The organism is Angustibacter speluncae, assembly GCF_054777815.1.
Window position 1 is genome coordinate 1 of sequence record NZ_BAAHAF010000015.1, and the last position, 11,461, is coordinate 11,461.

The window sequence follows — 11,461 nt, forward strand, 5'->3', positions numbered from 1 at the left end:
CGGCCTGCTCGGGCGCGCCGGGGTCGGCCACCCCCACCACCGCCAGCCCCTCGGCGCGCACCCGGGCGAGCGCGTCGCGGTCGAGCCGCCGGACGTCGGCCGACACCAGCGCGGCCACCGCGCGACCGGTGCCGGCGACGGCGAGCAGCTCGGGCAGGTCGACACAGCGCCGCACCACGACGACCTCGCCGCGGGCCTGCTCGAGCGCCCCGACGAGCGCGGCCTCCCAGCTGCCGGTGAGCGCCGCCAGCACCGGGTACCGGCCGGCCACCTCAGCCGCCCTGACCGGGCGCGGGGACGAGCGAGACGACGGCGTCGTTGGCGAGCGCCCCGAGCACGACGGGCAGGACGTCGGGCGCGAGCAGGACCTGGACCGTGCTGTCGCCGGTGCTGCCGAGCGAGGAGCCGGCGTCGCCGACGTCGGCGACGTCGGCGCCCTGCACCACCCGCTCGGGCTCGAGGAACGCGCCCGCGCGCTCGGGGTCGGGCTGGGCCACCCACACGTCGACGACCGTGCCCGCGCGCAGGCCGTCCGGCAGCGTCGTGACCGGGACGGCCACCGGCTGCAGCGCGACGTCGGACGCCGCGCCGACGGAGCCGCGGGGCACCAGCTCGCCCGCCGCCACCGTGCGGGTGGCGACGAGGTCGGCGGCCGGGCCGGCGTCGGCGCCGAGGTAGCCCTCCCCCGCGTCGCCGAGGCGGACGTCGACGACCCGCAGGTCGTCGGGCCCGATGCGGTCGCCGGGTGTGATCGCGCGGGCGGCCACGTAGTAGGGCTCGGTGTCGTCGGCGGCCGCGACGACGCGGGCGCCGAGCACGACGGAGCCGAGCACGAGCAGCACCCCGACCAGCAGCCGCGGGTCGCGCCAGGACGGCGGGCGCAGCCGGGCCGCGGGCGGTGCGGGCAGGTCGGTGACGACGGACATGGTCCCCCCTGAGACGTCGGTCGGCGACCATGGTGCCCGAAGACGCGCGCGAACGGGACCCGGGGGTGCCCAGCGCGTGCTGGGTGTGCCAAACTCGGCCAACGGACCCCAAGCGCTGCCGCCCTCCAGGAGGTCTCCCCGTGGCCCACCGCTTCCTCCCCCTCACCGACGTCGCCGAGATCCTCAACGTCTCCTCCGCCCAGGCGTACGCGCTGGTGCGCTCGGGCGACCTGCCCGCCATCAAGGTCGGCGGCCGCGGCCAGTGGCGCATCGAGACCACCGCGCTCGAGGAGTACATCCAGCGCATGTACGCCGAGACCCGGGCCGGCGTCGAGGCCGGGCGCCTGGCGGTCGACCCCGCCGAGGCGTGAGCCCCGGCGCCGACGCCACCACCACCGCCCGCCGGGTCCGCACCGGCGACACCACCGCCCGCGCCGAGGTCGGGGCCGCGCTGCTGCGCGTGCGCGAGGGCGACCACCGGCTGCGCGCCTTCTCGCGCGTCCTCGCCGAGCAGGCCCTGCGCGCCGGCGACGAGGTCGACGCCCGGCTGCGCGCGGGCGAGCACCTGCCGCTGGCGGGCGTCCCGGTCGCGGTCAAGGACGACGTCGACCTCGCCGGCCTGGTCACCACGCGCGGGAGCCGCGCGGTCACCCGTCCCGCGGACGCGGACGCGGCGCTCGTCACCCGGCTGCGCGCCGCCGGGGCCGTCGTCGTGGGCACGACCCGCACCCCGGAGCTGTGCCTCGTCCCGCGCACCGAGTCGGCGCTCGGGGGCGCCACCCGCAACCCGCACGACCCGACGCGGACGCCGGGCGGGTCCAGCGGCGGGTCGGCGGCCGCGGTGGCCGCGGGACTCGTGCCGCTCGCGACGGCCGGGGACGGCGGCGGGTCGATCCGCGGCCCGGCCGCGTGGTGCGGCCTGCCCGGGCTGAAGGCCACGCCGGGGACGGTCGGTGGCACGGGCGTCGAGGGCGTCTGGTCCGGGCTCGGGGTGGTGGGCGTGCTCGGCCGCTCGCTCGCCGACACCGCGCTGGCGCACGACGTCCTCGCCGACGGGCCGTCCGACCTGGTGGCCGCCCTGGCCGGTGGGACGACCGGTCCGCTGAGGGTCGCGGTCTCGACGACCAGGCCCGTCGGGTTCGGTCCCGGCGCCGGCGGCCTGCACCCGGCCTGGCGCGACGCCGCCGGCCGCACCGGACGGGCCCTGCGCGACCTCGGCCACCGGGTCGCGCCGCTGCGGCTGCGCCTCGGCGCCACCGGCGCGAAGTTCACCGTCCGCTACCTGCGCGCGGCGCACGACGAGCTGGCCACCACCGACGACCCCGGCGCCGCCGAGCCGGGCACCCGGCTGCTGGCGCGGCTGGGGCGGGCGTCCGGCCCGTTGACCGGGTGGAGCCGCGACGTGCGGCGCGAGGTCGCCGCCGTCGAGGCCTCGCTGCGCGGCGCCGACGTGCTGGTGACGCCGACCATGCCGTGCCCGCCGCCGCGGGTCGGCGAGACCGCCCGGCTGCCGGGCGTGCTCACCTCGCTGCGCGACGAGCGCCGGGCCGCGTTCTGCTACCCGTGGAACCTGCTCGGCTGGTGCGGCCTGACGCTGCCCGTCGGCGTCGACGACGACGGCCTCCCGGTGGGGGTGCTGCTGACCGCCCGCCCGCACCAGGAGCACCTGCTGCTCGCGCTCGCCGGCGAGCTCGAGCGGGCCGGGGCGCTGCCGCCGGTCGGCCCGCCGGTCAGTCCGGCCGGCCCCGCACCTGCTCGAGGTGCGCGAACGCCACCGCCGCCACGCCGCTGACGGCCGACGCGCGGCGCACCTCCCCGGGGGCGTGCAGGGCGAGGTCGAGGTGGTCGGCACCGACCCGGTCGATCGTGCCGGTCAGGGTCGAGGCGCCGGCGTGCACCGCGACCGGCGCCCGGTCGCGGGCCAGGCCGCGCAGCACGTGGCCGAGGCCGAGCCGCCGCAGCACCGTGCCCGGCTCGGGGGCCACCGGGCGGCCGAGGCCGGTGACGGCGACGACGGACGCGGTGGGCACCAGCACCCGTCCCCGCTCGTCGGCCAGCACCACCCACTGCGGCGCGACGTCGGTGACGGCGCCCGCGACCGCACCGTGCGGCAGGGTGAGCGACAGCCGCGCGCCGAGGTGGGCGAGCAGGCGGTCCGCCAGCGCGGTCGTGGCCCGCTCGGCCCGGGTGCGCTCGGCGACCTCGGCGTGCAGGTCGTCGGCGTCCTGGCGCGCCAGCTGGGCCTCGAGGTCGTCGAAGAGCGCGTCCCACCGCATCCGCCCAGGCTAGCGGCCTGGACACCAGCCGCACCCAGCGCGTAGGTTCCGTCGTCAAACGACGGCAAACGGAGGATCGTGGTGCTGGCACCGGTGCGTGGACGAGCGGGGCGGCTGCTCGGCGTCGGCCTGGTGCTGGCGCTGCTGCTCGCGGTCGCGGTGGTCCTGGTGCTCCAGGCTGCGGCGGCGTGGCAGCAGGTGCTGGCCCCCGCGCCGCTGCGCACCGACGACGCGGTGGTGGTCGTGGCGGCCTGCGCGGGCGCCGCGGTCGCCGCCTGGCTGGCGCTGGGTGCGGGTGCCAGCGCGGTGCTCGTGCTGCGCGGGTCGCCACGCCGCCCGGCCCTGGTCCCGGCGGTCGTGCACCGCGCGGTCGCGCTGGTGCTGGGGGTCGCCGTGGCCGCAGGCCCCTCCGTGCCCGCCCCGGTCCCGACCTCCCCCGCGGCGCCCCCGACGTCCGGCCCCGCCCCGACGAGCACGCACGACGCGCCCGACCTCGACCCCGGGTGGTCGGCGGTGCGCGCGGCGACCGGCGGCGCGAGCACCACCGCCCCGCCGAGTGCCACCGCGACGCCCACCGCGACGCCCACCGCGACGCCCACGGGTGCACCGGCTGCGCCGGCTGCGCCGACGGTGGCGCCCCCGGTCGCGGTCGACCCCGGGTGGCGCGCGCCCGCTCCTCCGCCCGCGCCGGCGGCCACGGTGACGGTGCCCGGCGACCCGCTGCTGCTCGACGGCCGCCGGGCGGTCCCGGACGAGCGGACCCTCGTCACCGTCCGCCGCGGCGACACGCTGTGGGACCTCGCCGCCCGGCACCTCGGTCCGCACGCGACCGACGCCGAGATCGCCGCCGAGTGGCCGCGCTGGTACGCGGCCAACCGCGAGGTGGTCGGCGACGACCCCGACCTGCTGCTGCCCGGCCGGCAGCTGCAGGTGCCCGGCCAGGCGGGGAACCGACCGTGACCGCGCACCGTCGGAGCCGTTGTCCAGGGCGGGCGCGCGACCGCGATCGCGTCCGGCAGATGGGTACGCGGGCCCAGGCGGCCCGCTCGGGTCGCGGCTACGGTGGTCCGCACGGACCAGGGGGAGGAACCACGAGATGACCAGCACCGCAGAACGACCGAGGCTCCGGGCGCTGCCCGTCCCGATGAGCGAGCCGGCCGCCGTGCCGGGCCTCGTCGTGGAGGCGGGGGTCCCGCCCACGCAGGGCACCTTGGCCCTCAGCTTCGCCGCCGTCGAGCGCGTCGTCGCCGACGACCCCGACTTCGGCCGGCAGCCGACCTCCACCGACCACCTCCCCGACCCCCTCACCACGTGCTCGGCGCTGGTGCAGGCCGTGGTCGAGGTCCTGGGTGGCGTCCGTCCCGCGAGCCAGCTCGTGCGCTGGATGAGCCACGACGTCCACGTCGCCCTCGCCCGCCGCGCCGCCCTCGCCGCCCGGATGCGCCGGGGCGCCGCCGCCCAGGGTCGCGCCGCGGTCGTCCGCGGCGTCCGGGTCTGCACCCCCGCCGACGGCGTCGTCGAGGCCAGCGCCGTCGTGGTCGAGGCCGACCGCGTCCGCGCCGTGGCCGTCCGCCTCGAGGGCCTCGACGGCCGCTGGCGCGCCACCGCTCTCGAGGTGGGCTGACCGAGCACAGACGACGAAGGCCCCCACCGCTGCGGTGGGGGCCTTTCGTCCGTCGTCTCCGGGACCCCGAATCGTCCGAGATCCGGTGCCGGAGAAGGCCTCCCGGGCCCGGATCTCGGACGATTCGGGCCGGGGGGAGGCGCCTCCCCCTACTTCCGGCGGGCGTCCTTCTTGCGGCGCGCCTTGCTGACGGGCTTGGCGGTGCCGTCGGACCCGCTGCCGTCTGCGGCCTCGGAGTGCACCTCGACCTCGCCCGACTCGGTCGGGGCCGTGTACTGCAGCGGCTGGGAGCGGTCGGGGGCGTCCAGCCCCTTCGCCATCACGACCGGCGCGCCCTCGGGCGCCGCCTCGCCGTCGGCCGGCGCGGCGGGCGTCTGCACCTCGATGTTGAACAGGAAGCCGACCGACTCCTCCTTGATGGCCTCGGTCATCGCCTGGAACAGCTGGAAGCCCTCGCGCTGGTACTCGACCAGCGGGTCGCGCTGGGCCATCGCGCGCAGCGAGATGCCCTCCTGCAGGTAGTCCATCTCGTACAGGTGCTCGCGCCACTTGCGGTCGAGCACCGACAGCACGACCCGCCGCTCGAGCTCGCGCATCTGCTCGCTGCCGACCTGCTCCTCGCGGCGCTGGTAGGCGAGCTTGGCGTCGGAGCGGAACTCCTCGGCCAGCCGCGGGGCGGTGAGCTGGGAGGCGTCGCCGAACTCCTCGAGCAGCTCGTCCTTGGTGAGCGAGACCGGGTAGAGCGTGCGCAGCGCGGTGAGCAGCTGGTCGAGGTCCCAGTCCTCGCCGAAGCCCTCCGCGGTGGCGGCCTCGACGTAGGCGGTGACGACGTCGTCGAGGAAGTGCTGCACCTGCTCGTGCAGGTCGGCGCCCTCGAGCACCCGGCGCCGCTCGGCGTAGATGACCTCGCGCTGGCGGTTCATCACGTCGTCGTACTTGAGGACGTTCTTGCGGATCTCGAAGTTGCGCGCCTCGACCTGGCTCTGCGCGCTCTGGATCGCGCGCGTCACCATCTTCGACTCCAGCGGCACGTCGTCGGGGATGCCCGCGCGCGAGAGCAGGCTCTCGGCCATGCCGGAGTTGAACAGCCGCATCAGGTCGTCGGTGAGCGAGAGGTAGAACCGGGACTCGCCCGGGTCGCCCTGGCGGCCGGAGCGGCCGCGCAGCTGGTTGTCGATGCGGCGCGACTCGTGCCGCTCGGTGCCGAGGACGTAGAGCCCGCCGGCCTCGACCACCTCGTCGTGGCCCTCGGCGACCTGCTGCTCCATCTCCTCGAGCACCTTCGGCCACTGCGCCTCGTACTCGTCGGCGTCCTCGGCGGGGTCGAGCCCGAGCTCGGCCATCCTCGCGACCGCGAGGAACTCGGCGTTGCCGCCGAGCATGATGTCGGTGCCGCGGCCCGCCATGTTCGTCGCGACGGTGACGGCGCCCTTGCGGCCGGCCATCGCGACGATCGCCGCCTCGCGGGCGTGCTGCTTGGCGTTCAGCACCTCGTGCCGGATGCCCCGCTTGCTCAGCGCGGCCGACAGGTACTCCGACTTCGCGACGCTCACCGTGCCGACCAGCACCGGCTGGCCCTCGCTGTGACGCTCGGCGATGTCGTCGACGACGGCCTCGTACTTGGCCACCTCGGTCTTGTAGACCAGGTCGGGCTGGTCGACGCGCTGCATCGGCCGGTTGGTGCGGATCGGGACGACGCCCAGCTCGTAGGTGCCCTGGAACTCGGCGGCCTCGGTGCTGGCGGTACCCGTCATCCCGGCGAGCTTGTCGTACATGCGGAAGTAGTTCTGCAGCGTGATCGTCGCCAGGGTCTGGTTCTCGGCCTTGATGGCCACGTTCTCCTTGGCCTCGATCGCCTGGTGCATGCCCTCGCTGTAGCGGCGCCCGGCGAGCATGCGGCCGGTGTGCTCGTCGACGATCATCACCTCGCCGTCCTGCACGACGTAGTCCTTGTCGCGCTTGAACAGCTCCTTGGCCTTGATCGCGTTGTTGAGGTAGCCGACGTACGGCGTGTTCACCGAGTCGTAGAGGTTGTCGATGCCGAGGTAGTCCTCGACCTTCTCGATGCCGGTCTCGAGCACGCCGACGGTGCGCTTCTTCTCGTCGATCTCGTAGTCGCGGTCGAGGCGCAGCAGCTTGACGATCTTGGCGAACTCGGCGAACCAGCGGGTGGCGTCGCCGCTGGACGGGCCGGAGATGATGAGCGGGGTGCGGGCCTCGTCGATGAGGATGGAGTCGACCTCGTCGACGATCGCGAAGTGGTGCCCGCGCTGCACCAGCTCGGTCGACGACCACGCCATGTTGTCGCGCAGGTAGTCGAAGCCGAACTGGGTGTTGGTGCCGTAGGTGATGTCCATGCCGTACTGCACGCGCCGCTCGTCCGGCTTCATCGGGTCGAGCACGCACCCGACCTGCAGGCCGAGGAAGCGGTGCACGCGGCCCATCAGGTCGGACTGGTACTTCGCGAGGAAGTCGTTGACCGTGACGACGTGCACGCCCTCGCCGGTGAGGGCGTTGAGGTAGCTGGGGAAGGTCGCGACGAGGGTCTTGCCCTCGCCGGTCTTCATCTCGGCGATGTTGCCCTGGTGCAGGGCCGCGCCACCCATGAGCTGGACGTCGTACGGACGCTGGCCGAGCGAGCGCTTGGCGGCCTCGCGGACGGCGGCGAACGCCTCGGGGAGCAGGTGGTCGAGCTTCTCGCCGTCGGCCAGCCGGGCCTTGAACCGGTCGGTCTCCTCGCGCAGCTCGGCGTCGCTCATCGCGACGAAGTCGTCCTCGAGCGAGTTGACCTGGCTGGCCAGCCCCTCCAGGCGCTTGACCACCCGGCCTTCGCCGGCGCGCAGGATTCGGTCGAGGATCGCCACGTCAGACTCCGTTGGTGGGTGTGTGGTGCTACGTCAGGGCTCGGTTCATCGTACGCACGGCGGCCGGCCGCGGTTCCCGAGCACGCCCGCGCGTGGACGACGGGGCCGTTGCGCGTGCCGCGCCCGGCGCGCGAGGGTGAGGGCGTGCCCGCCCCCACGCTCCGCACCTCCACCCGCGGTGGCCGCGAGGTCGTGCTGCGGGCGCACCGCGACGACGACGCCGAGGTGCTGGTGCGGGCGTACGCCGACGACGACGTCTCGCGCTGGTTGAGCGGCCCCCCGCTGCCGTACACCCTCGAGCACGGCCGCGGCTGGGTCGCCGGGCGGGCGGCCGACTGGGAGCGCAGCCGGGACACCGAGTGGACCTGGATGCTCGACCTCGACGGCGCCCCCGCCGGCCAGGTGGCGCTGCTGCCGCGGGCCGACGGCGCGCTCGAGGTGGCGTACGTGCTCGGACGCTGGGCCTGGGGCGCCGGGGCGATGACCGCCGGCGTGCGGGCGGCGCTGGGCTGGGCGTTCGGCCCGGACGGTCCGCGGGCGCCCGTCGTGCACTGGCGGGCCCTGGTCGGCAACTGGGCCTCCCGCCGCGTCGCGTGGGCCTGCGGGTTCCAGGTCGAGGGCCGCGTCCGGGGCCTGGTGGCGCACCGGGGCGAGGCCGTCGACGGCTGGGTCGGCTCGGTGCGGGCAGGCGACGAGCTGCGACCCGTCGTGCCGTGGCTGGAGGTGCCCGAGCTCGAGGTCGGCGACCTGCTGCTGCGACCGAACGCACCGGGCGACGCCGACCGGCTGCAGCAGGCCTGCGCCCACCCGACCACGCAGGAGTGGCTGCCGACCCTCCCGTCGCCGTACACGCGGGAGGACGCCCGGGCCTACCTCGACGGCCGCGAGGAGCAGCACGCCGTGGCGCTGGGGCTGTACTGGGCGGTCGCGTCGGTCGACGACCCCGACCGGCTGCTCGGCCAGATCGGCCTAATGGGGCTCGACCACGGCCTGTCGCCGAGCGGCGAGATCGGCTACTGGGTGCACCCGGACGCACGCCGCCACGGCGTCGCCACCCGCGCGGTGCGGGCGGTCGCCCGGCACGGGCTGCTCGACCTCGACGAGGGCGGGCTCGGGCTGCGCCGGGTGCTGCTGCGGGTGGCCGAGACCAACGAGGCCTCGCTCGGAGTCGCCCGCGCGGCCGGGTTCACCCAGGCAGGGCGTGACCGCGACGGCGAGCGGCTGCGCAGCGGGCGGGTGGTCGACCACCTGCGCCTCGACCTGCTCGCCGACGAGATGGACGCCGCCTACGCCCACCCCTCGTCGCTGCGCTGACGGCGCCGACCGCGCGCTGCTCAGTCGTCGCGGACGTCGAGGCCGAGGTGCGCCGCGAGCAGCGGGGCGAGCTCGACCAGCTGCGCGGTGCTGATCGTCGCGCCGGCGATGCCCGCCAGGCCGTCGACGCGGAGCAGGTGCGCGCCGCGCAGGTCGGCGCCGACCAGCGTCGTCCCGCCCAGGTCGAGCCGCTCGACCCGCACGTCGTCGAGCACGAGGCCCTTCAGGGAGGCGCCGGCGAGGTCGAGGTCGACCAGCCGCACGCCCCGCAGCACCAGGTCGACACCCGTCGCGTCGCGCAGGTTGAGGTAGTCGATCTTGCCGCCGGTGACGGTGACGCGGGTCAGGTCGGCGCCGGACGCCTGCACCGCCCCGAGCCGGCAGCCGTCGAGCGCGACGTCGCGCAGCTCGGTGTCGACCAGGTCGAGGCTGGTCGCGCGGACCCGCTCGAGCCGGGTGTCGATGAGCCGGGCGCGCCGCAGCGACACCTCGTCGAGGACGCAGCCGCGCAGCACGCAGTCGAGCAGTCGCGCGCTCGTGCCGCGGGCGCCGGTCAGGTCGACGTCGTCGAGCACCTCGCCGTCGAGGTCGGCGTCCGGCACCAGCGCGGGGGCCGCCGCGCTCACGAGATGTCGAGGATCTTCTCGCGGACGGCGTACACGACGGCCTCCATCCGCGAGTGCAGCTGCAGCTTCTCGAGGATGTTGCGCACGTGGTTCTTCACCGTGTTCTCGGAGATGAACAGCTGGGTCGCGATGTCCTTGTTCGCCATGCCCCGGGCCACGAGCCGCAGCACCTCGAGCTCGCGCTCGGTGAGCCGCGGCACCGGGACGCGCACCGCCTCGGCCGAGCGCCTGGACAGCTCGGCGAACTCGGTGAGCAGCGCGCCCGCCATCGACGGGCTGATCAGCGACTGGCCGCCCATGACCGCGCGGATGCCCTCGGCGATCTCCTCGCCCGGGACGTCCTTGAGCAGGTAGCCGTTGGCCCCGGCGCGGACCGCCTCGAACAGGTCGCTCTCCTCGTCGCTGATGGTCAGCATGACGATGCGGGTGCTGGGGACGGCCTCCTTGATGTCCGAGCAGGCCTCGATGCCGGAGCGGCGGGGCATCCGCACGTCCATGAGCACGACATCGGGCAGCAGGTCGACCGCACGGGCGTAGGCCTCGGCGCCGTCACCGGCCTCGCCGACGATGTCGATGTCGTCCTCGGCCGCCAGCACCATCTCGAGCCCGCGCCGGAACAGGACGTGGTCGTCGGCCACCAGGACCCTGATCCGCTCGGTCACCGCACCTCCCCCTCCACCCGGGACGGGACCGGCCCGTGCGGGCGGTCGCGCTCCCATGATGCCACCGCCGGGTGCCCCGACGGCGCGTCCGGACGGGTGCAGGTGGCGGGTCAGCCGACGGCTGCGGCGGCCTCGGCCGCGGTGCCGCGACCGTTCTCGGACGCGTGCGCCGCGCCGGCCTGCTCGTCGGTGGTCTCGAGCCGCAGCACGCCGTAGCTCCAGCCGCGCCGCCGGTACACCACGCTCGGCTTGCCGGTCTCGGTGTCGCAGAACAGGTAGAAGTCGTGGCCGACCAGCTCCATGTGGTCGAGCGCGTCCTGCACCGACATCGGCGGGCCCGCGTGCGTCTTCTCGCGGATCACGATCGGCGACTCGCCGAGGTCGTCGGCCTCCTCCGCGGGCTGCTCGGGCTCGACGACGCCGACCAGGCCGTCGCCGGAGCGCACGCTCGCGGGCTGGCGGCGGCCGTGGTGCACCTTGCCGCGGTCGCGCAGCCGGCGCAGCCGCTCGAGGAGCTTCTCCTGCGCCAGGTCGAGCGCGGCGTACGGGTCGTCGGCGCAGGCCTCGGCGCGGATGACCGGGCCCTTGGCCTTGACGGTCAGCTCGACCCGTTCGCAGGTGTCGGCCTGGCGGGGGTTCGACTCGTGGCTGATCTTCACGTCGACCCGCTGCACCCGGGGACTCAGCTGCTCGATCTTGGCCAGCTTGTCCTCGACATGGCGCCGGAACCGGTCCGGGACCTCGGTGTGCAGGCCGGTGACCACGATGTCCATGGGTGGGAGATCCTCTCGTCGCTGACGTCTCAGGTTCTTCCGTCCCCCGACGTTAGTGCACGTCCGCCGCCCTGCCCACCCCAACCGGACACCCGCCCGCCCCCGGCCGGTCACCGGGCGTCCACCGGCCCGCGCAGGGGGGTCAGCGCCACGGCCGCGGCGCCGACGACGACGGCGCCGGCGTCCTCCAGCGCCCGCGCGCAGGCCGCCAGGCTGGCGCCGGTGGTGACGACGTCGTCGACCAGGACGACGGCCGCACCGTCCAGGCCGCCGATCACGCCACCGGGCACCCGGCCGCGCACCCGCACGCGTCCGGCCAGGTTCGTCAGCCGCGCGCCGCGGTCGAGCGCGGCGTACGTCGCGACGCCGTCGACCACCGGGAGCAGCGCGCCGACC

Annotated in this window: 12 protein-coding genes and 1 pseudogene; 5 read left to right on the plus strand and 8 right to left on the minus strand. The window is 75.7% G+C overall.

Annotated features, from left to right (window positions below):
• Both ACYVKY_RS01450 and ACYVKY_RS01455 read right to left on the minus strand, forming a co-directional pair.
• Positions 1-271 (minus strand): annotated as a pseudogene (locus ACYVKY_RS01450) (hypothetical protein); the annotation flags it as partial.
• Between the two features lies 1 nt (position 272).
• Positions 273-926, minus strand: coding sequence for an SAF domain-containing protein (locus ACYVKY_RS01455; protein WP_460433209.1), 654 nt, complete (start codon positions 924-926; stop codon positions 273-275).
• 140 nt (positions 927-1,066) lie between these two features.
• On the opposite strand from ACYVKY_RS01455, the gene ACYVKY_RS01460 reads away from it, so the two are divergent.
• Both ACYVKY_RS01460 and ACYVKY_RS01465 read left to right on the plus strand, forming a co-directional pair.
• Positions 1,067-1,297 carry a helix-turn-helix domain-containing protein gene (locus tag ACYVKY_RS01460; protein ID WP_460433210.1) on the plus strand — a complete coding sequence of 77 codons (231 nt, stop codon included), beginning with the start codon at positions 1,067-1,069 and terminating at the stop codon, positions 1,295-1,297.
• On the plus strand, positions 1,294-2,718 hold the full coding sequence (locus ACYVKY_RS01465; RefSeq protein ID WP_460433211.1) for an amidase: 1,425 nt from the start codon (positions 1,294-1,296) through the stop codon (positions 2,716-2,718). Before ACYVKY_RS01460 ends, ACYVKY_RS01465 begins: the two co-directional genes overlap by 4 nt.
• On the opposite strand, the gene ACYVKY_RS01470 is transcribed toward ACYVKY_RS01465, so the two are convergent.
• Positions 2,657-3,202 (minus strand): hypothetical protein, encoded by a 546-nt coding sequence (locus ACYVKY_RS01470; RefSeq protein WP_460433212.1) that lies wholly within the window; start codon positions 3,200-3,202, stop codon positions 2,657-2,659. The genes ACYVKY_RS01465 and ACYVKY_RS01470 overlap by 62 nt on opposite strands.
• Positions 3,203-3,283: 81 nt before the next feature.
• Between ACYVKY_RS01470 and ACYVKY_RS01475 the strand changes: the two genes are divergently transcribed.
• Positions 3,284-4,162, plus strand: a complete 879-nt coding sequence (locus ACYVKY_RS01475) for a LysM peptidoglycan-binding domain-containing protein (protein WP_460433213.1) — start codon at positions 3,284-3,286, stop codon at positions 4,160-4,162.
• Between the two features lie 136 nt (positions 4,163-4,298).
• Complete coding sequence (locus tag ACYVKY_RS01480) at positions 4,299-4,826, plus strand: Rv3235 family protein (RefSeq protein WP_460433214.1); 528 nt, start codon at positions 4,299-4,301, stop codon at positions 4,824-4,826.
• 149 nt (positions 4,827-4,975) lie between these two features.
• Here the strand turns inward: ACYVKY_RS01480 and secA are convergent, their stop codons facing one another.
• Complete coding sequence (secA, locus tag ACYVKY_RS01485) at positions 4,976-7,690, minus strand: preprotein translocase subunit SecA (RefSeq protein ID WP_460433215.1); 2,715 nt, start codon at positions 7,688-7,690, stop codon at positions 4,976-4,978.
• 144 nt (positions 7,691-7,834) lie between these two features.
• Here secA and ACYVKY_RS01490 point away from each other — a divergent pair, with 144 nt between their 5' ends.
• Positions 7,835-9,004 (plus strand): GNAT family N-acetyltransferase, encoded by a 1,170-nt coding sequence (locus ACYVKY_RS01490; RefSeq protein ID WP_460433216.1) that lies wholly within the window; start codon positions 7,835-7,837, stop codon positions 9,002-9,004.
• Between the two features lie 20 nt (positions 9,005-9,024).
• Here the strand turns inward: ACYVKY_RS01490 and ACYVKY_RS01495 are convergent, their stop codons facing one another.
• The 4 genes from ACYVKY_RS01495 to ACYVKY_RS01510 all read right to left on the minus strand — a co-directional run.
• Positions 9,025-9,630 carry a pentapeptide repeat-containing protein gene (locus ACYVKY_RS01495; protein WP_460433217.1) on the minus strand — a complete coding sequence of 202 codons (606 nt, stop codon included), beginning with the start codon at positions 9,628-9,630 and terminating at the stop codon, positions 9,025-9,027.
• The gene (locus ACYVKY_RS01500) at positions 9,627-10,349 is read right to left on the minus strand and encodes a response regulator (protein ID WP_460433218.1); all 723 of its coding nucleotides are present in this window, start codon (positions 10,347-10,349) and stop codon (positions 9,627-9,629) included. The genes ACYVKY_RS01495 and ACYVKY_RS01500 overlap by 4 nt, the downstream gene beginning before the upstream one ends.
• A 53-nt stretch (positions 10,350-10,402) precedes the next feature.
• Complete coding sequence (gene hpf / locus ACYVKY_RS01505; RefSeq protein WP_460433219.1) at positions 10,403-11,065, minus strand: ribosome hibernation promotion factor; 663 nt, start codon at positions 11,063-11,065, stop codon at positions 10,403-10,405.
• 110 nt (positions 11,066-11,175) lie between these two features.
• The coding region (locus ACYVKY_RS01510; RefSeq protein WP_460433220.1) for a phosphoribosyltransferase family protein at positions 11,176-11,461 on the minus strand (286 nt) is incomplete at its 5' end.

Excerpts from the sequence above, each read along its gene's own strand:
- ACYVKY_RS01455 (WP_460433209.1), bottom strand. The coding sequence starts at position 926 with ATGTCCGTCGTCACCGACCTGCCCGCACCGCCCGCGGCCCGGCTGCGC.
- ACYVKY_RS01470 (WP_460433212.1), bottom strand. The coding sequence starts at position 3,202 with ATGCGGTGGGACGCGCTCTTCGACGACCTCGAGGCCCAGCTGGCGCGC.
- ACYVKY_RS01480 (WP_460433214.1), top strand. The coding sequence starts at position 4,299 with ATGACCAGCACCGCAGAACGACCGAGGCTCCGGGCGCTGCCCGTCCCG.
- ACYVKY_RS01500 (WP_460433218.1), bottom strand. The coding sequence starts at position 10,349 with ATGGGAGCGCGACCGCCCGCACGGGCCGGTCCCGTCCCGGGTGGAGGG.
- hpf (WP_460433219.1), bottom strand. The coding sequence starts at position 11,065 with ATGGACATCGTGGTCACCGGCCTGCACACCGAGGTCCCGGACCGGTTC.